This window comes from Pseudarthrobacter sp. MM222, from assembly GCF_947090775.1.
GTDB lineage: Bacteria > Actinomycetota > Actinomycetes > Actinomycetales > Micrococcaceae > Arthrobacter.
This window is the reverse complement of record NZ_OX352321.1, coordinates 1,561,905-1,586,694: the sequence shown is the minus strand read 5'-3', so window position 1 is coordinate 1,586,694 and position 24,790 is coordinate 1,561,905. Positions and strand designations below refer to the sequence as shown.

General features: G+C 64.8%; 18 protein-coding genes and 3 rRNA genes. 3 read left to right on the top strand and 18 right to left on the bottom strand.

Going from position 1 to position 24,790, the window contains the following annotated elements:
• Positions 1-50: 50 nt before the first annotated feature.
• The 3 genes from OM977_RS07185 to OM977_RS07175 all read right to left on the bottom strand — a co-directional run bounded on the left by OM977_RS07185 (position 51) and on the right by OM977_RS07175 (position 2,320).
• On the bottom strand, positions 51-902 hold the full coding sequence (locus OM977_RS07185; RefSeq protein ID WP_264356806.1) for an anti-sigma factor: 852 nt from the start codon (positions 900-902) through the stop codon (positions 51-53).
• The gene (locus tag OM977_RS07180) at positions 889-1,458 is read right to left on the bottom strand and encodes an RNA polymerase sigma factor (protein ID WP_264356805.1); all 570 of its coding nucleotides are present in this window, start codon (positions 1,456-1,458) and stop codon (positions 889-891) included. The genes OM977_RS07185 and OM977_RS07180 overlap by 14 nt, the downstream gene beginning before the upstream one ends.
• A 160-nt stretch (positions 1,459-1,618) precedes the next feature.
• The gene (locus tag OM977_RS07175) at positions 1,619-2,320 is read right to left on the bottom strand and encodes a DUF4397 domain-containing protein (RefSeq protein WP_264356804.1); all 702 of its coding nucleotides are present in this window, start codon (positions 2,318-2,320) and stop codon (positions 1,619-1,621) included.
• A 190-nt stretch (positions 2,321-2,510) separates the two neighbouring features.
• Between OM977_RS07175 and OM977_RS07170 the strand changes: the two genes are divergently transcribed.
• The gene (locus OM977_RS07170; RefSeq protein WP_264356803.1) at positions 2,511-3,299 is read left to right on the top strand and encodes a GNAT family N-acetyltransferase; all 789 of its coding nucleotides are present in this window, start codon (positions 2,511-2,513) and stop codon (positions 3,297-3,299) included.
• Between the two features lie 121 nt (positions 3,300-3,420).
• On the opposite strand, the gene rrf is transcribed toward OM977_RS07170, so the two are convergent.
• The 7 genes from rrf to OM977_RS07135 form a co-directional block, all read right to left on the bottom strand.
• A 5S ribosomal RNA gene (gene rrf / locus OM977_RS07165) occupies positions 3,421-3,537 on the bottom strand.
• Between the two features lie 249 nt (positions 3,538-3,786).
• Positions 3,787-6,912 (bottom strand): 23S ribosomal RNA (locus OM977_RS07160).
• 537 nt (positions 6,913-7,449) lie between these two features.
• Positions 7,450-8,973: ribosomal RNA gene (locus tag OM977_RS07155) — 16S ribosomal RNA — on the bottom strand.
• Together the 16S, 23S and 5S rRNA genes form the textbook arrangement of a ribosomal RNA operon.
• A 522-nt stretch (positions 8,974-9,495) precedes the next feature.
• On the bottom strand, positions 9,496-10,809 hold the full coding sequence (gene tyrS / locus OM977_RS07150; protein ID WP_264356802.1) for a tyrosine--tRNA ligase: 1,314 nt from the start codon (positions 10,807-10,809) through the stop codon (positions 9,496-9,498).
• 184 nt (positions 10,810-10,993) lie between these two features.
• Complete coding sequence (locus tag OM977_RS07145) at positions 10,994-13,222, bottom strand: HelD family protein (protein ID WP_264356801.1); 2,229 nt, start codon at positions 13,220-13,222, stop codon at positions 10,994-10,996.
• Between the two features lie 112 nt (positions 13,223-13,334).
• Entirely contained in the window at positions 13,335-13,898 is a 564-nt protein-coding gene (locus tag OM977_RS07140; protein WP_264356800.1) for an adenine phosphoribosyltransferase, read from the bottom strand.
• A gap of 22 nt (positions 13,899-13,920) precedes the next feature.
• On the bottom strand, positions 13,921-14,553 hold the full coding sequence (locus OM977_RS07135) for a DNA-3-methyladenine glycosylase (RefSeq protein ID WP_264356799.1): 633 nt from the start codon (positions 14,551-14,553) through the stop codon (positions 13,921-13,923).
• Positions 14,554-14,644: 91 nt separating this feature from the next.
• On the opposite strand from OM977_RS07135, the gene OM977_RS07130 reads away from it, so the two are divergent.
• Together OM977_RS07130 and OM977_RS07125 are read left to right on the top strand one after the other, a co-directional pair.
• Entirely contained in the window at positions 14,645-16,156 is a 1,512-nt protein-coding gene (locus tag OM977_RS07130) for a DNA-3-methyladenine glycosylase 2 family protein (RefSeq protein WP_264356798.1), read from the top strand.
• On the top strand, positions 16,153-16,668 hold the full coding sequence (locus OM977_RS07125; protein WP_264356797.1) for a methylated-DNA--[protein]-cysteine S-methyltransferase: 516 nt from the start codon (positions 16,153-16,155) through the stop codon (positions 16,666-16,668). Before OM977_RS07130 ends, OM977_RS07125 begins: the two co-directional genes overlap by 4 nt.
• Positions 16,669-16,692: 24 nt before the next feature.
• Here OM977_RS07125 and OM977_RS07120 read toward each other — a convergent pair whose 3' ends face one another.
• From OM977_RS07120 to argB, 8 genes are all read right to left on the bottom strand, one after another.
• Positions 16,693-17,442: a maleylpyruvate isomerase family mycothiol-dependent enzyme gene (locus tag OM977_RS07120; RefSeq protein ID WP_264356796.1), complete on the bottom strand. Its 750-nt coding sequence runs from the start codon at positions 17,440-17,442 to the stop codon at positions 16,693-16,695.
• 36 nt (positions 17,443-17,478) lie between these two features.
• Positions 17,479-18,009, bottom strand: coding sequence for a pyridoxine/pyridoxamine 5'-phosphate oxidase (locus tag OM977_RS07115; RefSeq protein WP_264356795.1), 531 nt, complete (start codon positions 18,007-18,009; stop codon positions 17,479-17,481).
• A 93-nt stretch (positions 18,010-18,102) separates the two neighbouring features.
• Entirely contained in the window at positions 18,103-19,518 is a 1,416-nt protein-coding gene (gene argH, locus OM977_RS07110) for an argininosuccinate lyase (RefSeq protein WP_264356794.1), read from the bottom strand.
• Between the two features lie 56 nt (positions 19,519-19,574).
• Positions 19,575-20,780: an argininosuccinate synthase gene (locus OM977_RS07105; RefSeq protein ID WP_264356793.1), complete on the bottom strand. Its 1,206-nt coding sequence runs from the start codon at positions 20,778-20,780 to the stop codon at positions 19,575-19,577.
• A 124-nt stretch (positions 20,781-20,904) separates the two neighbouring features.
• Entirely contained in the window at positions 20,905-21,435 is a 531-nt protein-coding gene (locus OM977_RS07100; protein ID WP_264356792.1) for an arginine repressor, read from the bottom strand.
• Positions 21,435-22,442 (bottom strand): ornithine carbamoyltransferase, encoded by a 1,008-nt coding sequence (gene argF, locus OM977_RS07095; protein WP_264356791.1) that lies wholly within the window; start codon positions 22,440-22,442, stop codon positions 21,435-21,437. Before argF ends, OM977_RS07100 begins: the two co-directional genes overlap by 1 nt.
• Positions 22,439-23,680, bottom strand: a complete 1,242-nt coding sequence (locus OM977_RS07090) for an acetylornithine transaminase (protein WP_264357340.1) — start codon at positions 23,678-23,680, stop codon at positions 22,439-22,441. Before OM977_RS07090 ends, argF begins: the two co-directional genes overlap by 4 nt.
• 149 nt (positions 23,681-23,829) lie before the next feature.
• Positions 23,830-24,789, bottom strand: a complete 960-nt coding sequence (gene argB / locus OM977_RS07085; RefSeq protein WP_264356790.1) for an acetylglutamate kinase — start codon at positions 24,787-24,789, stop codon at positions 23,830-23,832.
• Position 24,790: the final 1 nt, after the last annotated feature.

Sequence of the window (24,790 nt, the reverse complement as noted above, 5' to 3'; positions counted from 1 at the left end):
AATGCCCGCCTTCGGCTTCGACGACGGCGGGAGGTCCACCGCTGCCGGCGTCACCCCTGCAGGGTCAGCACCCCTCGGGCGATACTTTCCGCGGAATGTGCCGGATCGCCGTCGTAGGGCTCCTGCGAGATATCAACGATCGGATACTGGGCCAGGTCCAGGCCGGAGGGAAGAACGAACACGCCGGCCTGATCCCCCAGCACACCCAGACTGACCATTTTGGACAAGTCCGACGAACCCACCCAGACCTCCCGGAAGCCCGGCAGGGGTTCATCCGGGAGACGGATCACCAATTGCCGCGAACCGTCGGCCAGCCGTTGCACCACTGCGTCGCCGCTGGAAGAGTGTGACGCCAACGGCTGCAGTGACGCCTCAGCCAGCAGCACGGCAGCTGGTTCTGTCTGCGTTGGCGCCGAAATCGTGGGGCCGCTGAGCGGGGGTCCGGCTGGCCCAAGAATGCTCGCCGCCGTCCAGGCCCCGATGACTAGCCCTGCGGCGGTTCCGGCAGCGACCCCCAAAATCCACAGACCGGGACGCGCGCCGGACCGGATGTTGCTGGGGCGCAAGGGCGTTGGCGCTACTAATCCGGATGTGTCGTCCGGCCTCGCGCCGGAAGTCTCGTTGCTGGACGTCCGGCTGCCGGCATCGGCAATAACGCTCACGGGATCCGCCGCCAGGGACGGGGAGAGCTCGAGTGCTGCATGGATGGCGGCCCAATTGTGGCTGCCGGGTGCTTGGAGTTGCACCGTATTGGGGTCGGTGGTGGCAACGAGCACGATGTCCTGCAAGGACTTCAGAGTCTCTGCACACTCCCGGCACTGCTCAACATGTAGGGTGGCGTCCTCGCCGAGGTCCTCACCGAGCGCCAGAAGACTGAGCTGCTCGTCATCAAGGTGTGCCATGTTCCACCTCCAGGCGGGCCCGCAATCGGGTGAGGCTTCGCCGAATGTGGCTCTTGACCGTTCCAAGCGGGAGTTGCAGGCGCGATGAGATCTGATCGTGGGTCAAGTCCTCATAAAACGCCAGGTGCATGATTGCCCTCTGTGGATCCCCTAGCCGCTCAAGTTCATCTTCCAACGTTATGCGATCCGCAACGGCCTCGACGTCCTTTGCCTCGACAGTCGCGGCTGGGTCGCTGACGAGTTGCAGGGCGGACTGTTCGAGGTCATGCTGCCGAGAGCGCGCGGACAGCGCATCGTTGATCGCATTCCTGGTGATTCCGATCAGCCATGCCGGCAGCCGGGATGCGTCGGGGCGATAACTTGTCCTCGACTTCCAGGCCCGGATAAAGACCTCCTGGGTTACGTCATCGGCGCTGGCACGCTCCCTCAGGGATCTCAGGGCCAAGGTGTGAACCAAAGGACTCATCTTCCGATATGCCTCGGCGAGGGCATGTTCATCTCCGGCGGCAAACGCACGATCGAGGGCCACATCCCAACCGTGCGCGGCAGCCTCCATCGGATGCTCCTTAGAGCGGCAGCGAGCCCTGTCGAACGCCATTATGCCCCGCCCCGGGCTGACCCGCAACGGTGAAATAACGTCCATGGGCGGAAGCGGGGCCGCGGTCATCGCGGCCCCGCTGCCCGAACAAACAGCGGCCAAATGACCTGCGCGGAGCTCAGTCGTCGTGTTTGCTGCCCGACCGGAGGTCCACCACCTGGACCGCGATGCCGAGGTTGTTGTCGGCGAGGCTGCCCCAGGCATAGACAATGGTGTTCTTCCCCTCGGTGACCGGGACATCGGCGGGCCCGAGCACCGGGTTGGTGGACCGCGCCGGTGCAACCGAAGCCGAGACCGTTCCTGCCTTGAGGATGAGCTTCCTCTGATGGGAGTTGGTAAGGCCCTTGACCACGGCCTTTCCACCGGCGAGGACGTCGACGGCCGGTGCTGCGGCGACGTGCCGGACTGTCAGCTTTCCCTCTCCATCCGGGCTCGGCGAGATGCTATTGCGGAAAAGGGTAGCCGTCGGGGTGCCGTCAGCTTTGAGGTGCGCCACGGCTGTGTAGTTCCGGCCATCCTCCAGGTCCACTCTGACTGGGCCGATCACCGGGTTGTCGGCGCTAGTGGCGTCTGCCCCGGTAATTGCGATTTTGTGGTGCCCGTCGGGGACTTCCAGCGGGCCGGCCAACGTGCCCGACTTGAAGTTGTCAAGCGTTAACTTGCCGTCGACCCAAACATCCACGGTGAGACCGGGGACGCCGTGCAAGACGGACAGCCTCGCTGTGTCGTTATGCCTGTCACCAGCTTGGGCAGGACCTGCCACGGCGACTCCAGCCAGAAGGGTCAATACTCCGGCGGCTGCAGAGAGTGATTTACGCATTTCAAGCTCCTCATCGAGGCCCGCATGCGGGCGGTGTGTGCTGACACCCCTTACTACCGAGCGGAGGGCGGGCTTAGATGCACCGGGCCGCAAATTTTTCTGCGGACTTGGACGTAGGCCGTACTACGCCGCTTGGTGGCCAGCCGGAACCTCCACCACGCCCGCGGCTTGGATGTACCGTGGGGGACCTATGACTTCTTTGAATCAATTCCTGACGGCATACGACGAACAACTCCGGACAGATGCGGAGACCCCAGGCGCGATCGCCGTTGAGCGGCTGGGGCCCCTGCGCCTCGTGACGTTCGCAGGAGGTCGGGGCTTCGTGACCTATCAGGACCTCGATGGAGCCAGCGCACAAAGGATTACACAGTGGGTGGTCGAAGCACTTGCCGTCTACCGCAAAGATCCCGCGATCGTGCGCGTGGAGTGGAAAACCCGTGGTCATGATCACGCGCCAGGACTCCATGACGCGCTATTGCGGAACGGCTTTGAGCCTGATGAGACTGAGTCGATCATGATCGGGGAAGCCACCGCGTTGAATGTGGATGTGCAACTCCCGCCCGGGGTCAGCCTCCACAGAGTGACTGAAGAACAGGACATCCGCGCCATGAGCGCAATGCAGGATAACGTCTTCGGCGAGCCTGTCTCCGATGACAACGCCGAAGGGCTGCTGCGTCGGGTCGAACACGACGACGGCATGGAACTCTGGGTTGCCGTATACCAGGGGAGGATTATCAGCGCGGGCCGCCTCGAGCCGGTCGCGGAAACAGAATTCGCAGGCATTTGGGGCGGGGCCACCGTCGAGGGATGGCGTGGTCAGGGCATCTACCGGGCTGTCACAGCGGCTCGGGCTCGATCTGCACTGAAAATGGGCAAGACACTCATCCACAGCGATTCAACTGCATACTCCCGCCCGATCCTGGAAAGGTCTGGCTTGGTCCGAGTGTCGACGACAACCCCCTACCGCTGGCGGCGCTGAAGCCCCGACAGCCGGCCGGCGGACCGCTCGGCCCTTCAACGCCGTCGCCAGGGCTGGGGGCTCCGGGGTGTTAAATGGCTCAGGCCCCGACGTTTGTGTCGGGGCCTGAGGCTTAATGTTTGTCCGGCGGTGACCTACTCTCCCACACCCTCCCGGGTGCAGTACCATCGGCGCTGTGGGTCTTAGCTTCCGGGTTCGGGATGGGACCGGGCGTTTCCCCCACGCTATGACCGCCGTAACCCTGTTACCCGTCCCCCGGGCGCCTGGGCGTGGGGGTGGGAAATCTTCGTGGTTACAACAGGTGCTCCCGCCCTTTGGGGGCGGGGGTGGTGTTGTTATTCAGTTGTGGTTTTCTTGTTCCCGTGGCAACAAAGCCGGCGGGACCGGGTTTGTTGGTTGGGAACCACATAGTGGACGCAAGCAGTCTTGTTTCTTTGTACCACCCCCTGGGTGCGAACCCCTTTTGAACGGGTTCGCGGGGTGGTGTGTGGTGTAAGTTATCGGCCTATTAGTACCGGTCAGCTTCACGAGTCGTTAGTCCTCGCTTCCACATCCGGCCTATCAACCCAGTGGTCTGGCTGGGGGCCTCTCACACACAAGGTGTATGGAAATCTCATCTCGAAGCGAGCTTCCCGCTTAGATGCTTTCAGCGGTTATCCCATCCGAACGTAGCTAATCAGCGGTGCACTTGGCAGTACAACTGACACACCAGAGGTTCGTCCGTCCCGGTCCTCTCGTACTAAGGACAGCCCTTCTCAAATTTCCTGCGCGCGCAGCGGATAGGGACCGAACTGTCTCACGACGTTCTAAACCCAGCTCGCGTACCGCTTTAATGGGCGAACAGCCCAACCCTTGGGACCTACTCCAGCCCCAGGATGCGACGAGCCGACATCGAGGTGCCAAACCATGCCGTCGATATGGACTCTTGGGCAAGATCAGCCTGTTATCCCCGAGGTACCTTTTATCCGTTGAGCGACGGCCATTCCACAATGTACCGCCGGATCACTAGTCCCGACTTTCGTCCCTGCTCGAGATGTCTCTCTCACAGTCAAGCTCCCTTGTGCACTTACACTCGACACCTGATTGCCAACCAGGCTGAGGGAACCTTTGGGCGCCTCCGTTACTTTTTAGGAGGCAACCGCCCCAGTTAAACTACCCATCAGGCACTGTCCCTGACCCGGATTACGGGCCGAAGTTAGATGTCCAAAGTGACCAGAGTGGTATTTCAACGATGACTCCACCCGAACTGGCGTCCGGGCTTCAACGTCTCCCACCTATCCTACACAAGCCACTCCGAACACCAATACCAAACTATAGTAAAGGTCTCGGGGTCTTTCCGTCCTGCTGCGCGTAACGAGCATCTTTACTCGTACTGCAATTTCGCCGAGTTTATGGTTGAGACAGCGGGGAAGTCGTTACTCCATTCGTGCAGGTCGGAACTTACCCGACAAGGAATTTCGCTACCTTAGGATGGTTATAGTTACCACCGCCGTTTACTGGGGCTTGAATTCTCAGCTTCGCCTTGCGGCTAACCGGTCCTCTTAACCTTCCAGCACCGGGCAGGAGTCAGTCCGTATACATCGTCTTGCGACTTCGCACGGACCTGTGTTTTTAGTAAACAGTCGCTTCCCCCTGGTCTCTGCGGCCCCTGCACGCTCCGGACAGCTAGTGTCCATCACGATGGGGGCCCCCCTTCTCCCGAAGTTACGGGGGCATTTTGCCGAGTTCCTTAACCATAATTCTCTCGATCGCCTTAGTATTCTCTACCTGATCACCTGTGTCGGTTTGGGGTACGGGCGGCTAAAACCTCGCGTCGATGCTTTTCTCGGCAGCATAGGATCACCAAATCCCCCCATACGGGGGTCCCATCGGGTCTCAGGCATCATGAACGGCGGATTTGCCTACCGTTCGCCCTACATCCTTAGACCGGGACAACCATCGCCCGGCTTGGCTACCTTCCTGCGTCACACCTGTTAATACGCTTGCCTCCCAGGATCAGGTCCCGCGCTCCACCAAAACCCTTCCACCACAAGGGCGGTCGGGCAGGTCTCGGGCGGTTAGTATCCCCTGTTCAGCATGGGCGGTTTTTCGCCGGTACGGGAATATCAACCCGTTGTCCATCGACTACGCCTGTCGGCCTCGCCTTAGGTCCCGACTTACCCAGGGCAGATTAGCTTGACCCTGGAACCCTTGATCATTCGGCGGACGGGTTTCTCACCCGTCTTTCGCTACTCATGCCTGCATTCTCACTCGTGTAGGCTCCACCGCTGGTTTACACCGCGACTTCACTGCCCACACGACGCTCCCCTACCACTCCAGACGCCTGAACCACGAAGGCTAGGCTAATGTCTGAAATCCACAACTTCGGCGGTGTACTTGAGCCCCGCTACATTGTCGGCGCGGAATCACTTGACCAGTGAGCTATTACGCACTCTTTTAAGGATGGCTGCTTCTAAGCCAACCTCCTGGTTGTCTTCGCAACTCCACATCCTTTCCCACTTAGCACACGCTTAGGGGCCTTAGTTGGTGGTCTGGGCTGTTTCCCTCTCGACTATGAAGCTTATCCCCCACAGTCTCACTGCTGCGCTCTCACTTACCGGCATTCGGAGTTTGGCTGACGTCAGTAACCTTGTAGGGCCCATTAGCCATCCAGTAGCTCTACCTCCGGTAAGAAACACGCAACGCTGCACCTAAATGCATTTCGGGGAGAACCAGCTATCACGAAGTTTGATTGGCCTTTCACCCCTACCCACAGCTCATCCCCTCCATTTTCAACTGAAGTGGGTTCGGTCCTCCACGACGTCTTACCGTCGCTTCAACCTGGCCATGGGTAGATCACTTCGCTTCGGGTCTAGATCACGCCACTGCAACGCCCTATTCAGACTCGCTTTCGCTACGGCTTCCCCACACGGGTTAACCTCGCGACGTAACACTAACTCGCAGGCTCATTCTTCAAAAGGCACGCCGTCACAACTACAAGGTTGCTCCGACGGATTGTAAGCACACGGTTTCAGGTACTGTTTCACTCCCCTCCCGGGGTACTTTTCACCTTTCCCTCACGGTACTGGTCCGCTATCGGTCATTAGGGAGTATTTAGGCTTATCAGGTGGTCCTGACAGATTCGCACGGGATTTCTCGGGCCCCGTGCTACTTGGGATACTTCACCAGGCGGTACACAACATTTCGGTTACGGGGCTCACACCCTCTCTGGCCGGCCTTTCAAGACCGTTCACCTATGCCTGTACTACTCACCCCACTGTCCCGGCAGAGACAGAATGGGAAGTCCCACAACCCCGACCATGCAACGCCCGCCGGCTATCACACATGGAACGGTTTAGCCTGATCCGCGTTCGCTCGCCACTACTGACGGAATCACTATTGTTTTCTCTTCCTGCGGGTACTGAGATGTTTCACTTCCCCGCGTTCCCTCCACGCACCCTATGTGTTCAGATGCGGGTCACCAGGCAGCTCGCGCCCCTGGCGGGGTTTCCCCATTCGGACACCCTGGGATCACAGTCCGGTTATCGACTCCCCCAGGCTTATCGCAGATTCCTACGTCCTTCTTCGGCTCCTAATGCCAAGGCATCCACCGTGTGCTCTTAAAAACTTGACCACAAAAGATCAAAAACGCTATTTCGAGAGAACCATGAAAACCACCCGGACACCACCACCACAACCCAAAGGGCCACAGCACGCAGTACCCGGACAGATCCAGGTTCATATTCTTGGAAATTGCTTCTTATAAAAGATGCTCGCGTCCACTATGTAGTTCTCAAACAACAACCCCGTACCACACACCCCACACGAACCCCCACAAAAAGGGGGGCCAAACCGTGCGCTCGGTGCAGCCAGGAAACCAGAAACAAACCAGCCCCGGAAGTTACCTCCCGGTCCTGTTGTCTCAGGACCCAACAGTGTGCCAAACACTACCCAGCGGAAACATTCCGGCCGCGTTCCAGGACCACCCCGCCATGATGACTCACAGTCAGGGGATCCGTACTAGCCGCCGGCATGTGCCGCCAGGCACCTATCTGCTGATATTCCACCCGTGAGCACCCGCCGCAGAACAAACGTCTGCGCAACGGGCGTACTCCTGACAACCCCACCACACGGGCATGTGCCCGGCAGGGTGGTTGTAGGTGCTCCTTAGAAAGGAGGTGATCCAGCCGCACCTTCCGGTACGGCTACCTTGTTACGACTTAGTCCCAATCGCCAGTCCCACCTTCGACAGCTCCCTCCCACAAGGGGTTAGGCCACCGGCTTCGGGTGTTACCAACTTTCGTGACTTGACGGGCGGTGTGTACAAGGCCCGGGAACGTATTCACCGCAGCGTTGCTGATCTGCGATTACTAGCGACTCCGACTTCATGGGGTCGAGTTGCAGACCCCAATCCGAACTGAGACCGGCTTTTTGGGATTAGCTCCACCTCACAGTATCGCAACCCTTTGTACCGGCCATTGTAGCATGCGTGAAGCCCAAGACATAAGGGGCATGATGATTTGACGTCGTCCCCACCTTCCTCCGAGTTGACCCCGGCAGTCTCCTATGAGTCCCCGCCATTACGCGCTGGCAACATAGAACGAGGGTTGCGCTCGTTGCGGGACTTAACCCAACATCTCACGACACGAGCTGACGACAACCATGCACCACCTGTAAACCGACCGCAAGCGGGGCACCTGTTTCCAGGCGTTTCCGGTTTATGTCAAGCCTTGGTAAGGTTCTTCGCGTTGCATCGAATTAATCCGCATGCTCCGCCGCTTGTGCGGGCCCCCGTCAATTCCTTTGAGTTTTAGCCTTGCGGCCGTACTCCCCAGGCGGGGCACTTAATGCGTTAGCTACGGCGCGGAAAACGTGGAATGTCCCCCACACCTAGTGCCCAACGTTTACGGCATGGACTACCAGGGTATCTAATCCTGTTCGCTCCCCATGCTTTCGCTCCTCAGCGTCAGTTAATGCCCAGAGACCTGCCTTCGCCATCGGTGTTCCTCCTGATATCTGCGCATTTCACCGCTACACCAGGAATTCCAGTCTCCCCTACATCACTCTAGTCTGCCCGTACCCACCGCAGATCCGGAGTTGAGCCCCGGACTTTCACGGCAGACGCGACAAACCGCCTACGAGCTCTTTACGCCCAATAATTCCGGATAACGCTTGCGCCCTACGTATTACCGCGGCTGCTGGCACGTAGTTAGCCGGCGCTTCTTCTGCAGGTACCGTCACTTTCGCTTCTTCCCTACTGAAAGAGGTTTACAACCCGAAGGCCGTCATCCCTCACGCGGCGTCGCTGCATCAGGCTTGCGCCCATTGTGCAATATTCCCCACTGCTGCCTCCCGTAGGAGTCTGGGCCGTGTCTCAGTCCCAGTGTGGCCGGTCACCCTCTCAGGCCGGCTACCCGTCGTCGCCTTGGTGAGCCATTACCTCACCAACAAGCTGATAGGCCGCGAGTCCATCCAAAACCACAATAAAGCTTTCCACCCCCCAGCATGCGATGAGGAGTCATATCCGGTATTAGACCCAGTTTCCCAGGCTTATCCCAGAGTTAAGGGCAGGTTACTCACGTGTTACTCACCCGTTCGCCACTAATCCCCCCACAAGTGAGGTTCATCGTTCGACTTGCATGTGTTAAGCACGCCGCCAGCGTTCATCCTGAGCCAGGATCAAACTCTCCGTTGAAGTAAAACAAAAACAGACACAACCACCACCCCCGGGAAAACGGGAGAAAATGGCCGCACAAAATTTGAAACCAGCTGTAAAAACCAGACCACACCACGGGGTGGCACAATCCAGTCAATTCAACCAATTAATAATAAATTGGTATCAACAAACTTGGCACACTATTGAGTTCTCAAACAACAGACACATTCGAATACTTGTCGAAACAATCCATTTGAATTTCAATGAATTACTTTGTTTCGCTTTCCTTCGCTGCGATGTTTACAGCTTATTTCATTCATATTCACTTTGCAAATCCGGGATATTCTCTCGAAATTCGCTTGCGAAACGAATCCGCCCAGCAAAATTCGAAGCAATTTTTCATATCTGCGCCGAGCGCAGATGAAATTGCTTCTCTATTTTAGTGGGGGTTGGCCACCACTCAGCGGTGGCGACTCAGAAGACATTACACGCTCCTCCCCGGCCGTGCAAATCAGCGGGGAGGAGCGTGCGGATGACGCCTTGGGCTGCGGAAGACGCCTGCTAGGCCGCGTAGACTTCCACCGTGGCCAGGTTCTTCTTCCCCCGGCGCAGCAGCAGGTACCGGCCGTGGAGCAGCTGGCTGGAGTCAACGACCGCCTCGGGGTCAGACACCTTGGTGTTGTTGACGTACGCTCCGCCCTCGCCGACCGTCCGGCGCGCGGCGGACTTGCTCGCCGAGAGCCCCGAGGCCACCAGCAGTTCGATGATCCCAAGGGAAGCCGCATCTACAGTGGCGGACGGCAATTCGGAGGTTGCCGCCTTGAGCGTTGCCTCGTCCAGGACCGTGAGGTCTCCGTTGCCGAAGAGCGCGGCGGACGCGGCGATGACTTTCTCCGTGGCGTCCACACCGTGAACGAGGGAGGTCACTTCGTACGCCAGCTTCCGCTGCCCTTCGCGGGCGAAGGGGCGTTCTGCAACGGACGCCTCCAGGGCTTCGATTTCGGCGCGGCTCAGGAAGGTGAAGATCCGGAGGCGGGCCACGACGTCGTTATCCGCCGTGTTGAGCCAGAACTGGTAGAAGGCGTACGGGCTGCACATCTCGGGATCGAGCCAGATGGCATTGCCCTCGCTCTTGCCGAACTTGGTGCCGTCGGCGTTCGTGATGAGCGGTGTCCCCAATGCGTGGACGTGCTTGCCCTCGACCTTCCGGATTAAGTCGGTGCCGCTGGTCAGGTTGCCCCACTGGTCCGAGCCGCCGGTCTGGAGGACGCAGCCGTAATCGCGGAAGAGCTGGAGGTAGTCCATGCCCTGCAGGATCTGGTAGCTGAACTCGGTGTAGCTGATTCCCTCGTCGGAATTCAGGCGGTTGGCAACAATGTCTTTTTTGATCATGGTGCCCACACGGAAGTGCTTGCCGATTCCGCGCAGGAAGTCGATGGCGCTCAGCGGGGCGGTCCAGTCCAGGTTGTTGACCATCCGGGCGGCGTTGTTTCCCTCGAAACTGAGGAAGCGCTGGACCTGTGCCTGAAGTTTGCCTACCCATTCAGCGACAGTCTCGGGCGTGTTCAGGACGCGCTCGGCGGTCTGCCGGGGGTCACCGATCAGGCCAGTGGATCCGCCGACCAAGCCGAGCGGCTTGTGGCCGGCGAGCTGGATGCGCCGCATGAGCAGGAGCTGGACCAGGTTTCCGAGGTGCAGGCTGGGCGCTGTCGGGTCGAAGCCGCAGTAGTACGTAATGGGGTCGCCGGCGAGGAGCTTTTCCAGCTCCGCCTCGTCCGTGGACACGTGGACAAGGCCGCGCCATTTCAGCTCCTGCCAGATATTGGCGAAGCTGGGGTCGTTCTGCTGGGGACGGGGATCATTTTGCTGGGACACGCAATCTAAGTTAGCAGGATCAGGACCTGCCCAGCGCGTGTTACCAGCGGGAGCACGGCATCCCCGAGGCCAGACTGCCGGGCCCGGGGCCGGTCCGGCTCGCCACCCGGCAGCCGGCCGCGACGGCGGCCGGCCGATCCGGCTCGCCACCCGGCAGCCCGCCGCGACGGCGGCCGGCCGCGCGTCAGTCTTCGATGCCCGCAGGGATGCCGGCCGCAGCGATGAGCCGCAGCCGCTGGGTGGGCCTTGTCATGGCAACGTAGAGGTCGCCGACGCGTCCGTGTTCGTGGTTGAGCATGGCCGACGGCTCCAGCACCACGACGCCGTCGAACTCCAGGCCCTTGGCCTCGCGGGGGCTGATCACGACGATGTCCTGCACGTAACTGCCGGCATCGGTGCCGACACGGCGGCCGTAGACGGCGCGCAGCGCGGCGATGGCCTCCGGGAGAAGGTTTCCGTCGGCGATGACGGCCAGCAGGCCGCCGTCGAGGGCGTCCAATTCCTCCGGGAGCACTTCCACGAGCTTGCGGACGATCTGGTCCGGCTGGACACGGTCGATGACCGGGGACCAGCGTCCCTCGCGGACCGCCTTGGGCGCCGATACAACCAGCCCCGCTGCGTTGGCCATCCGGGCGGCCGCTTCGGCGATCTGGGACGGTGTCCGGTAGTTGACGGTGAGTTCCTCAAGCTGCCAGCGGTCCCCGAACATTGGGGCGAGGGCGCTTTGCCAGGAATTTGCGCCGGCAACGGAACTCGTCTGAGCGATGTCGCCAACGATGGTGAACGATTTCAGCGGGCAACGGCGGACCAGCAGGCGCCACTGCATCGGCGACAGCTCCTGCGCCTCGTCCACCACGATGTGCCCGAAGGCCCAGTTGCGGTCGGTCGTGGCGCGCTCCGCGGCGGTCAGCCGGGTCTCGCGCTCCTGGTTCTGGTCCACGAGGTCTTCGGCGGAGATCAGCACATCCACCCCGGCGGTTTCCATGTTGACCAGGGTCTGCTTCGCGTTGGCGAGATCGCGGGCACGGTCGTGTTCCTGCTGGGCCAGTCCCCTGCCGGCCGCCGCGTCAAGCTCGCCGAGCAGCTCGGCGGCTTCGTCCAGCAGCGGCACGTCGGCCTCGGTCCACGGCGCATCGGCGGACCGAAGCAGCATGGCGCGCTCGGCGGCGCTGAGGTTCGGCGTGCAGGCCTCCAGAAGATCCGGCTTGCTCAGCAGCTCCGTCACGAGCTTCTCGGGCGTCATCGGCATCCAGCAGAGGTTCAGCGCGACGCGGACGTCCCGGGCGGAGCGGACATCCTCGGCAAGGTAGGAGCGGTCTGCGTTGTTGCCGATGTTGCCTGCCTCAACCAACTCGGTCATCTGTTCGGTGAGCTCGCGCAGCAGGATCTTGACGAACGATACGCGGGCCTCGTTGTGCGGCTTCCCCGTGGCGCGCGCCCTGTCGCGGGCACGGCGGACCTGGCGTGGAGTCAGCAGCAGCTTCCGCCCGTCGACTTCGAGGACCCGGTTTCCGGCCGGGAGGCGCTGCCGGTTGGCCACGGCGTTCGCCACCACCTGGGCCATGTCCAGCCGCCCCTTGATGGCGGCCACGGCTGGTTCCGGCTCGGCGACCGCGTGGATGCCGGGCATCAGGCGGCCGACGCTTGCCATCACAACGCCAGTCTCGCCGAGGGAGGGCAGCACCCGTTCGATGTACTTCATGAAGGACGACGACGGGCCCACGAGGAGCACCCCGGCGGTCTTGAGGCGTTCGCGGTGGGTGTAGAGCAGGTAGGCGGCGCGGTGCAGCGCGACGGCGGTCTTGCCCGTACCAGGGCCGCCCTGGACCACGAGCGCGCCGGAGATGGAGGACCGGATGATCCGGTCCTGCTCGGACTGGATGGTCCCCACGATGTCCGACATCCGGCCGGTCCGCTTGGAGTTGAGCGCCGCCAGCAGGGCGCCTTCGCCCTGCAGCGAATCGTCGTCGGAGAGCATGTCCGCGTCGAGCACGTCATCCTCGATCGCCTTGACTTCCCGGCCCTGCAGGATCAGGTGCCTGCGCCGGCGGACACCCTGCCGGTCGAAGGCGGTGGCCTGATAGAAATGGCCGGCCTCCGGGGCACGCCAGTCCACCATGAGGCGCTGCAGGTCCTCGGTTGTCAGCCCGATGCGGCCGATGTACTGTGCCTCCCCCGAATCGAGGTCGAGCCGGCCGAACACCAGCCGGTCGTCGACGGCGTCAAGCTGCGCCAGCCGGTCCTCGTACATCGCGGCAAACGCGTCACGCTCGGAGACGTTCTGCATGGTGCCCACCGCACCGGCGCGGCGGACCTGGGCCAGCTGGGCGCGCTTCTCTGCCCGCAACTCGTCCAGCCGGGCATAAAGTCCGGCCACGTAGTCGCGTTCATGGGCCAAATCAGCGTGGTGCATCGAACGTTCCCCTATCGAAAAAGACAGACCAACCATTCTACAACCATTTCGGTAAACGCTGGCATGTGTCCGTTTGTGCAGGCATTCTACCGAGGCGGGAGGAACGGTCCAGCTATACGCGCAGGAGGGACCGGACCTGCAGCCCTGCCAGGGCGGCGCGGCCAGGCAGGTCCTCGAGTTCAAGAACCACACCCACGCCGGCCACCTGGATGCCGCAGCGTTCGAACAGCCCTACTGCTGCCCCCAGGGTGCCGCCGGTGGCGAGGACGTCGTCCAGGATGAGCACCCGGCTGCCCGGGGCGAGGTCGGTGGTGTGCAGCTCCAAGGTGGCCTTGCCGTATTCCAGGGCGTAGTCCTCCGAAACCACTTCGCGCGGGAGCTTGCCGGCCTTGCGGACCGTCACGACCCCCGTACCGGTGGCGTAGGCAGCGGCCGCGGCCAGCAGGAAACCGCGCGCTTCCACGCCGGCGACGGCGTCGAACTGGCCCCGGAACGGCGCCACCAGGGCCTCAACGACAGCCTTAAACGCGGCTCCGTCCGCGAAGACGGGCGTCAGGTCTTTAAAGTTGATGCCCGGTTTGGGGTAATCGGGGATGGTGGCGCAGAGGCTGCTGATCAGCTCATCCACCGGTGTTGCGTTCGTCGTCTGGTTCGGGTCCTGCTGGCGTTGATTCACGCATCAACCTTACTGGCAGGGATCAGCGGGCCCGCGTCCGCACTTTGCCCGCCTTGTAGCGGGAGACGGTGGGGTCGCCGGTCAGCCAGAAGCGCCAGGGATAATCGTGCGTCCCGCCGGCGCCGGAGACTCCGACCCGGGGGCCCGAGCTGATGTCCTCCGCCGGGGCCTGCGGCAGCTCCAGGTGGAACGGGGTGCCGAGCGCATCCCGGCCGCTGTCCGCCGTCGTCAGTCCGAGCGCGGTGGCCAGCCGGGCCGGTCCGCTGGCCAGGTCCTTGGGAAATTTCGACGTCGGGCGCCGGGAGAGTGCCAGTTCCTCCCCCGCCACCACCTCACCGGCGCGCAGCAGCAGCGCCGAGGCCAGGCCAACCGGTCCGCAGACGATGTTGGCGCAATGGTGAAGGCCGTAGGTGAAGTAGACATAGAGGTGTCCTGCCGGGCCGAACATCGGCGCATTGCGGGCCGTCGCGCCGCGGAAGGTGTGTGATCCCGGGTCGGGGTGCAGGGAGTCGTGCGGACCGAGATAAGCCTCCACCTCGGTGATCCGCACCGCTACCGTGCCGTCGCGCCCCTCGTGCGTCAACACTGCCCCCAGCAGCAGCGGCGCCACCTGCCGGGCATCGGCGGAAAGCAGTTCGCGAACGCTGGAAGTCATAGTCCGACTTTAACAAACGGCGCACCGCACCCTCCACCCCCGTGTCCGATTTCCGCTAGCAGCCGCCTCGCGATGCTGGCAGGATGAACCCATGGACTTCTGGCAGCGCTACCGGGCAATCGACGCCCGGGACACCCGTTTCGACGGGCAGTTCTACACGGCGGTCCGGACCACCGGCATCTACTGCCGGCCCTCCTGCCCCGCCCGGACCCCCAAAGCCGGTAACGTCACTTTCTACGAGACCTCCGCGGCGGCGCACGACGCCGGCTACCGGGCCTGCAAGCGCTGCCTGCCGGAGGCAGTTCCGGGCACGCCCGCGTGGAACCTCCGCTCGGACATCGCGGGCCGGGCCATGCGGCTGATCAATGACGGCGTGATCAACCGCGACGGCGTCGAAGGGCTCGCAGCCCGGCTGGGCTATTCGTCGCGGCAGCTGAACCGAATCCTGAGTTCTGAATTGGGCGCGGGTCCGCTTTCGCTGGCCCGGGCCAGCCGGGCCCAGACCGCCCGGACGCTGCTGGTGTCCACAGCGATGAAGGCCGCCGATATCGCGTTCGCCGCTGGCTTCAGCAGCGTGCGCCAATTCAACGAAACGATCGGCGAGGTCTTCGCGATGACGCCGTCCGCACTGCGGGCCACCGCCCGACACCACCGGGGCCCAACCCCGGCCGCGGTCTCGTCGACGGCACTGACCTTGAATCTGCCGTATCGGGAACCATTCGACCCGGGTATCTTCGATTTCCTCGCCGTCCGCGCCATCCCCGGGATCGAGGAAGGCACCCCGCATTCCTACGCCCGAACCCTGCGGCTGGCCCACGGTGACGCCCGGTTCCGGGTGGACTACGACGCCGCGGCGGCGGGCCGGCCCCTTGTCCTCACGATCGGGGCCGTCGACCTGCGGGACCTGGCCTCGCTGCTCAGCAGGGTCCGCCGCTTGCTGGATCTGGACGCCGACCCGGTCGCGATCGATGCGGCCCTGGCCGCGGATCCGCGGCTCGCGGCTCGCGTCGCCGCTGCACCCGGCATGCGGATGCCGGGCGCAGTGGACCCGCAGGAGCTGCTGGTCCGGGCCATGATCGGGCAGCAGATCACTGTGGCGGCCGCCCGGACGGCCCTGGTTCAGCTGTCCCAGGCCGGGAGCGCGAGCCTGGTGCCCGCCGACGGCCTGGGCCGCATCTTCCCGACGGCGGCGCAGATTGCGGACACCGGATTCGAACTGCTCCGGGGCCCGCAGCGCCGGATCGATTCCGTCCGCGGGGCCGCAGCGGCGATGGCGTCAGGAGACCTGGATTTCGGTTACGGCGACGACCTTCCCCGGCTTGAAACCAAGCTGCTCCCGCTCGCCGGGGTCGGGCCCTGGACGGTCGGCTATGTCGCGATGCGGGTGATCGGGGCGCCGGATGTTTTCCTTGCCAACGATGCGGCGGTGCGGAACGGCATCCGGTCCCTTGGAAATCTCCCGGACAACACGGGGCTGCACCCCGATTTCCGTGAGCTCAGCCCGTGGCGGTCCTACGCCACCATGCACCTCTGGCGCGCGGCAGCAGAGGCCCAGGCCGCCGCCCGCACAAAGACCCCCATCCCGAAGAAAGTGACGCCATGAAAGCCCAGTTGTTGACCATGTCCACCCCCGACGGTCCCTTCACCATCATTGCCAGGGACGGCGCGGTGCTGGCGTCGGGCTGGACCGCCGTTCCGGGCGAACTGACCGGCCAGATCCATCCTGAGCTGCTTCCAGGTGAATACGAGCCGGTCACGGACCTCGGCACCATTTCAGCCGCCGTCGAGGAGTTCTATGCGGGCAATCCTGCCCCCGCCATGGACGTTCCCGTCGTGCAGAAATCCGGCCCGTTCCGCAACCACGCCTGGGAAATGCTCCGGACCGTGACGCCGGGACGCCCTGTGACGTATACGGAATATGCGGAACTGTCCGGGAACGTAAAGGCGGTCCGGGCCGCGGCCAGCGCCTGCGCGTTCAACGCGGCGGCGCTGTTCGTGCCCTGCCACCGGGTCATCCGGACCGACGGCAGCCTGGGCGGCTTCCGTTGGGGCCTGGCCATCAAGGAGAGCCTGCTGGACCGGGAACGCCAGACAGCACTGGCCGAGCTTAAGTAGGCCGCCCGCCGCGCCTGGTGGCGCCTATTTGTTGACGTTGGTGACGGGCGTCCCGGCCGGCCAGGGCAACAGTTCCGGAAGGTCGACGCCGTCGGCCGCTGCCGTGGCGCGCAGGCTCCCGAGGGTGGGCGTGCGGCCGGCGAGCCACGCGGCGATGTCGGTAAGCATTCCGTTGATGACCGTCGACGTGCCGCCGGGTGTTCCGATGGCCACCGCGGGCAGGCCGAGCGGCTGAAGCACGAACCGTTCGCCGTCGGGCACCCGCGCGGCGAGGAAGTCGAAGAGCTGCTCGCAGAACGGTCGGCTCCAGGTTTCGGGGCCGCGGCCCGTGCCGAGGTCGGTGGCGTGGATGACGAGTTCGCGCCAAAGCGCCAGCCCGCCGTCGAACACGACTCCCCCGCGGTACGTGATGGGCCGCTTCCAGCCCGCGCCGTCGAGGGAGTCGAAGGCGCGCAGGGCCCTGGCCAATGCTGAGTCGAGGTCGGCCCGGTGTTCCGCCAGGCTGTGTCCGGCGGCCAACTCGATGGCCCGCGTGCGGCCCTCGACGCCGCCGTCGTACAGCTCGATGTTTTCGCCGCGGGCCGCGTATTCCAGCTGGCGGGCCATCGCATTGGCGATGCCTGTGAGGTGGGCCAGCACGTGTCCCCGGGTCCAGCCCGGCAGCTCGGAGGGCGCCTCGACGTCCTGTTCGGTCAGTTTCGCGACGATCCCGGCCACGACGTCGGCGGCGCGGCGGAGTTCGTCCAGCAGTTGTTCCGGTGTGATTGGGGTCATGGCGCCATCCTAGCCGAGCAACCGGGCTAATCGGGATTAACCCAGCTCGTCCGGGCCGTAGCGGTGGCGGATGTGCCGGCGGTCGTGCCGGGCCTGCCAGAATTCAATCTCGCGGGGCCGGACCGCGTAGAGCTGCCAGTCCGGATTGTCGCTGCCGTCCGCGCCGGGCCTGGCGTGCCAGTCGGCCGCGGAGGCTTCGGCGGAGAGCTCCGTCACCGGGCCAGCCACCCGGACCTGCCGGCCCTGCTGCTGCCAGTAGAAGTTCAACGCCGCGTGCGGATTGGCCGTCAGTTCGTGGCCCTTGCGGGAGGTGCGGGAGGTCGCAAAGAGCCAGCCGGCGTCGTCGATGTCCTTCAGGATCAACATCCTGGCGGACGGGCGGCCATGTTCGTCCGCGGTGGCGAGGCTGCAGGCGTTGGGCTGCTGGACGCCGGCCGCCAGCGCCTCGTCAAGCCACTGCCGGAACAGATCCGCCGGATCGGCGGGCGCCGCGGACGGATCGAAGTCCGGCAGTGCTTCGGGGAAGTCCGGCAGGGACCGCAGCAGTTGGCGGAACGTTTCGCTCATGCACCCACCTTAACCACCGCGAGATGACACTTGACGGCAGTGTTTGCGAAAAACATCGCCGCGAAGTGTCATCTCGCGCACCCTAAGGGATCGCTAGCCCGCGTACTCCCGCACGCCGGCGAGCTCGCCCTCAAGGGCCAGCAGCTGGCGCTCGACGGCGGCCGGGGCGGTGCCGCCCTGGGAGTTCCGGCTGTTGAGCGAACCCTCAGTGGACAGAACCGTGCGGACCTCAGGCGTCAGGTGCTCCGAGATGGCGGCGTACTCTTCGTCCGTCAGGTCCCAGAGCTCGACGCCGCGGCTTTCGGCCTGCTTCACGGCGGCTCCGGAGAGCTCGTGCGCTTCGCGGAACGGAACACCCTGCCGGACCAGCCATTCGGCGATGTCCGTGGCCAGCGCGAAGCCCTGCGGTGCCAGCGATTCCATCCGTTCGGTGTTGAACGTCAGCGTTGCGATCATGCCGGACACTGCCGGGAGCAGGACCTCCAGCGTGTCGGCGGCGTCGAAGACCGGTTCCTTGTCTTCCTGCAGGTCCCGGTTGTACGCGAGCGGCAGGCCCTTCAGCGTGGCCAGCAGCCCGGTGAGGTTGCCGATCAAGCGGCCGGCCTTGCCGCGGGCCAGTTCCGCCACGTCCGGGTTCTTTTTCTGCGGCATGATCGAGGAGCCGGTGGAGTAGGAATCGTGCAGGGTGACGAAGGAGAACTCCTTCGTGGCCCACAGGATCACTTCCTCCGAGACCCGGGAAAGGTCCACGCCGATCATGGCCGTGATCCAGGCGAACTCGGCGAAGACGTCGCGGGAGGCGGTGCCGTCGATCGAGTTGTGCGTCGCCGAGAAGAAGCCCAGGTCCGCGGCGACGGCTTCAGGGTCCAGGCCCAGCGAGGAGCCCGCGAGGGCGCCTGAGCCGTAGGGCGAGACGCCGGCGCGCTTGTCCCAGTCCTGGAGCCGCTGCACGTCGCGCAGCAGCGCCCAGGCGTGGGCCAGCAGGTGGTGGCTGAGCAGCACCGGCTGGGCGTGCTGGAGGTGGGTGCGCCCGGGCATGGCCACACCGTGGTGCGCCCTGGCCTGGTCCACCAGGGCGTCGACCGTGGCGAGCACGCCGCGGGCGATGATCCGGGCGTGGTCGCGCAGGAACATCCGCCCCAGTGTTGCCACTTGGTCGTTGCGGGAGCGTCCCGCCCGGAGCTTGCCGCCCAGCTGCGTGCCGGCGCGCTCGATGAGGCCGCGCTCCAGCGAACCGTGCACGTCCTCATCCGAGTCCGCCGGCAGGTAGGCGCCGGAAGCGACGTCGTCGTCCAGGCGGCCCAGGGCGTCCAGCATGCCTGCGAGCTCGGCGTCGTCCAGCAGCCCGGCCTTGTGCAGCACGCGGGCGTGCGCCTTGGACCCGGCGATGTCGTAGCGGGCGAGCCGCCAGTCAAAGTGGGTGGACTTGCTCAGTGCCGCGAGGGCGTCCGCGGGGCCGCCGGCGAACCGGCCGCCCCACAGCGCGCCCTCATTTGTCCCCGAGCGCACCCCAGCCTCGCTTCGCTCGACTGGGGACCCCTGCGCTCGTGGGCCCTGCTCCTCCGTCACTGACCTGCGACCCGGAGGTCACGGCTGGAGGCAACCTTGGCGGACATGCCCCACAGCTCGATGAAGCCGCGCGCCATCGACTGGTCGAAGGTGTCGCCGGTGTCGTAGGTGGCGAGGTCGAAGTCGTAGAGCGAGGTCCCGGAGCGGCGTCCGTTGACGATGGCCTGGCCGCCGTGCAGCACCATGCGGATATCGCCGGTGACGTACTTCTGCGTGTCCTCGATGAAGGCGTCGAGGGAGCGCTTGAGCGGGGAGAACCACTGGCCGTCGTAGACCAGCTCGGACCAGCGCTGGCCGACGGTCGCCTTGAAGCGGGCCTGCTCGCGTTCGATCGTGATGTCTTCGAGGTGCTTGTGCGCGGTGATGAGCGCCATGGCGCCCGGGGCCTCGTAGATCTCGCGGGACTTGATGCCCACGAGGCGGTCCTCGACGACGTCGATGCGGCCGACGCCCTGGGCGCCGGCGCGCCGGTTGAGTTCCTTGATGGCCTGCAGCGGGGTGACCTTGACGCCGTCGATCGCCACCGGAACGCCGGCTTCGAAGGAGATGGTGACCTCATCCGGGGCCGGCGGGAATTCCGGGGCGGCGGTGTAGTCGTAGATGTCCTTGGTAGGGGCGTTCCAGATGTCCTCGAGGTAGCCGGTTTCGACGGCGCGGCCCCAGACGTTCTGGTCGATGGAGTACGGGTTCTTCTTGGTGGTCTCGATCGGCAGTCCCTTTTCCTCGGCGAAGGCGATGGCCTTGTCGCGGGTCAGGGCGAGGTCGCGGACCGGTGCGATGCACTTCAGGTCCGGGCCGAGGGTCTGGATGCCGACTTCGAAACGGACCTGGTCGTTTCCCTTGCCGGTGCAGCCGTGGGCCACGGTGGAGGCGCCGAATTCTCGGGCGGCCTTGACCAGGTGCTTGACGATCACCGGGCGCGAGATGGCCGAAACCAGCGGGTAGTGGCCCTGATAGAGGGCGTTAGCCTTCAAGGTGGGCATGCAGTATTCGTTGGCGAATTCGTCGCTCGCGTCGGCCACGTAGGCCTCGACGGCGCCGCAGCCCAGGGCACGCTGGCGGATCGTCTCCAGCGACTCGCCGCCCTGTCCGACGTCGACCGCCACGGCGATGACCTCGGCGCCGGTGGCTTCACCGATCCAGCCGATGGCTACGGAAGTATCCAGGCCACCGGAGTAGGCCAGCACAATACGCTCAGTCACTTCAAATGCTCCTTAGTTGTTTTGTTGATTCGAGTTGTCAGGAAAACTGTTTGCTGAAAGCCTGTCACATCGCCGGGGCAGGCCGAGCAGGAAAAGCTAGTGGCTGCCGCCCGCCGTCGTTTACTCACTGGCTGGTTTCCTCGGCCAGCTGCAGGAAGCGCGCCGCGAGGGCCGCGCCGCCGAGCGGATCCCGGGTGACGAGCAGCACGGTGTCGTCCCCGGCGATGGTCCCCAGGATCGAGGGCATCACGGAGTGGTCGATCGCGAGGGCCAGGAAGTTGGCCGCACCCGGCGGGGTCCGGAGCACCACGATGTTCGCGGACGCTTCGGCCGTCACGAGGAGTTCCCCGCAGAGCCGGGCGAGCCGGGAGTCGAGGATTTCCTGGGTGACGCCGCTCTTGGCCGCGCGCTCCCCGCCCTCCCCCGGAACGGCGTAAACGAGCACACCGTCTTTGCCGCGGACCCGGACCGCCCCGAGTTCCACGAGGTCCCGGGACAGGGTGGCCTGGGTGACCTGGACGCCGTCATCCGCCAGTAGCGCAGCCAGCTCGGCCTGCGAGCGGACCGACTCACCGGTCAGGATGGCGGTGATCCGCGCCTGCCGGGCGGTCTTGGTGGCGGGGCTGGCCCCAGGAGTTGCCGGTTGGGCGGACATCAGACCGGCCTGTGGACCGGGGGCAGCCCGTCCACCACGGCGAGGCCGGAGCGGTGCATCAGCCAGGCCATCAGCGCCTTCTGCGCGTGCAACCGGTTTTCGGCCTCGTCCCAGACCACTGACTGCGGGCCGTCGATGACGCCGGCGGCGATCTCGTACCCCCGGTACGCCGGCAGGCAGTGCAGCACGACGGCGTCCGGCGCCGCGAGCTGCATCGCCGCCTCGTCAACAGCGTAGTCGCGGAACAGCTTGAGCCGGGCTTCCTTCTCGTCCTCCTGGCCCATCGACACCCAGGTGTCGGTGGCGACGACGTCGGCACCGCGCAGGGCCTCGGCGGCGTCGACGGTGATGAGTACCGATCCGCCGGTTTCCGCGGCGCGTTCCTCGGCCGCGGCGATGATCTCCGCGGACGGCAAGTAGCCCTCGGGACCGGCGATCCGGACATGCATGCCCGCCGTGACGCCGGCGAGCAGGTAGGAGTTGGCCATGTTGTTGGCGGAGTCGCCGAGGTAGCTCATGGTGAGGCCCCGGAGTGATCCCTTGTGTTCCTTGATGGTCAGCAGGTCGGCGAGCAGCTGGCAAGGATGGTAGTCGTCACACAGGGCGTTGATCACCGGAACCTTCGAGTTCTCCGCCATCGCGACGAGGCCGGCATGCGCCCCGGTGCGCCACACGATGGTCGACACCATCCGGTTCAGCACCCGGGCGGTGTCCTCGACAGACTCCTTGTGGCCGATCTGCGCCTCGCCCGGGTTGATGATGAGCGCGTTGCCGCCCAGGTCCGCGACGCCGGCAGCAAAGGAGACCCGGGTCCGGGTGGAGGTCTTGTCGAAGATGACGGCGACGGTCTTGCGTCCGCTGGCGGCGGCGGCGTAGGGCTGCACGCTGTAGGGCGCGGCCTTCAGCCGGACCGCGAGTTCGAGGACTTCGGCCTGTTCGGCCGGGCTGAGGTCTGTGTCCTTGAGGAAGTGGCGGGTCTGGCTCTTCGAAATTTCAGTCGCGTTCACTGGGCGTCCTTTGCGGTCTGGAGGAGGGCGGGCAGCGCGGCGAGGAAGCGGTCCGCCTGGCCGGTGGTGAGGATCAGCGGCGGGGCCAGACGGATGGTGCGCGGGCCGGGGCTGTTGACGATGAAGCCGGCCTCGAGTCCTGCGGTGACCACGGCGGGGGCGACGTCGGCGTCGAGGTCGAAGCCGATGAGCAGGCCCTCGCCGCGGACCTCGGTCACGCCGTCGAGCGTGGCGAGGCCGGCGCGCAGGTAGTCCCCCAGCTCGCGGACGTGGGCCAGGACGTGCTGGTTTTCGAGGACGTGCAGGGTGGCAAGCGCAGCGGCGGTTGCCACCGGGTTGCCGCCGAAGGTCGAGCCGTGCTGGCCCGCGGACAGCAGCGAGGACACGTCCGGGCCGAACGTGACGAGGGCGCCGATCGGGAAGCCGCCGCCCAGGCCCTTGGCCAGGGTCACGGCGTCGGGCACGATTCCGGCGTCCTCACTGGCAAGCCACTTGCCGGTGCGGCCGATTCCGGTCTGGACCTCATCGATGATGAGCAGTGCCCCGGCGGCGCTGGTGGCGTCGCGGGCAGCCTGCAGGTAGCCGGCAGGGAGCGGCCGGACGCCGGCCTCGCCCTGGATCGGCTCGAGGAAGACCGCCGCCGTGGTGCTGTCCACTGCGGCGCGCAGCGCCTCGATGTCGCCGAACGGGATATGCACGACTCCGCCGGGCAGCGGCGCGAACGGGGCCCGGTAGGCCTCCTTCGCGGTGAGCGCGAGGGCGCCCATGGTGCGGCCGTGGAAGGCCCCTTCCAGGGCGATGATCTTGGTGCGCGGCTTCTCTGCCGGGCCAGCGTTCCGGCGGGCCAGCTTGAAGGCGGCCTCGACGGCCTCGGTGCCGGAGTTGGCGAAGAACACCTTGGAGCCAGCCGGCGCCTTGGACAGTTCCAGCAATTTTTCGGCGAGGGCGATCTGGGTGGGGCTGGTGAAGAAGTTGGAGACGTGGCCGAGAGTGGCCAGCTGGCTCGAGATCACCGAGGTGACGAAGGGGTGCGCGTGGCCGAGGGCGTTGACGGCGATCCCGCCGAGCAGGTCCAGGTACTCTTTTCCGTCGGCGTCCCAGACGAGGCAGCCGGAGCCCCGGACCAGAACCCGTTGCGGGGTGCCGAAGACGCCCAACAGCGAGGAGGAGTAGCGGGAGAGCCACTCGGCTCCGCTGCGGCTGGAAACGATTGTGGTTGCGGCAGCCTCCGCAGCGATGGGGGCCCCGCCCGTCCCCGGCCTCACCCCCTCCTCGCCAGCTCGAACGGGGACGCCGGAGGCCGGGGGCCCACCGCGGTGCCCGACCACACCCAGCCCCCCATCGCTGCTGCGGCCTTCAGCGGAATGGCTCAGTTCAGTGCTGCTCACTATGCGTTCACTTCCTCGTCCGGGACGACCTGCGTGCCGATGCCCGCGGTCGTGAAGGTTTCCAGCAGCATCGAGTGGGCGAGGCGCCCGTCGACGATGTGCGCGCGTTCCACTCCGCCCTCGACGGCCCGGAGGCAGGCCTCCATTTTCGGGATCATGCCGGACTCCAGGCTCGGCAGCAGCTCGCGCAGCTCGGAGGCTGTCAGCGAGGAGATCAGCGAGGAGCGGTCCGGCCAGTTCGCGAAGAGACCCTCGACGTCCGTGAGGATCACCAGCTTGGAAGCGCCCAGCGCTTCGGCGAGGGCCGCGGCGGCGGTGTCCGCGTTGACGTTCAGGACCTGCCCGGTGGTCTGAGCTTGTTTTGCTCCCATGTCGAGGCTTCCGTCATCGGCAATCTCCGGGGCCACCGTCGAAATCACCGGGATCCGCCCGGCCGCGATGATATCCAGGATGCCCTCGGGGTTCACGCCTACGACTTCGCCGACAAGGCCCAGGTCTATCTGTTCACCGTCCACCACGGTGCCCGTGCGGACGGCCCGGAGCAGGCCGCCGTCCTCTCCCGACATGCCCACGGCGTAGGGGCCGTGGGAGTTGATCAGGCCCACGAGCTCACGGCCAACCTGGCCGGTGAGGACCATGCGCACCACGTCCATGGCCTCGGGGGTGGTGACCCGGAGGCCGCCCTTGAACTCGGATTCGATCCCTAGCCGGCTGAGCATGGCGTTGATCTGGGGACCCCCGCCGTGCACCACCACAGGGTGGATGCCGACGTGGTGCAGGAAGACGACGTCCTCGGCGAACGCGCGGCGCAGTTCATCGTTGACCATGGCGTTCCCGCCGTACTTGATCACCATGGTGGTGCCGGCGAAGCGCTGGATCCAAGGCAGTGCCTCGATCAGCGTGCCGGCCTTGTTCTGGGCGTCGGCCATGGAGGTGTTCTCGCGTGTCTGGGTGTTCATA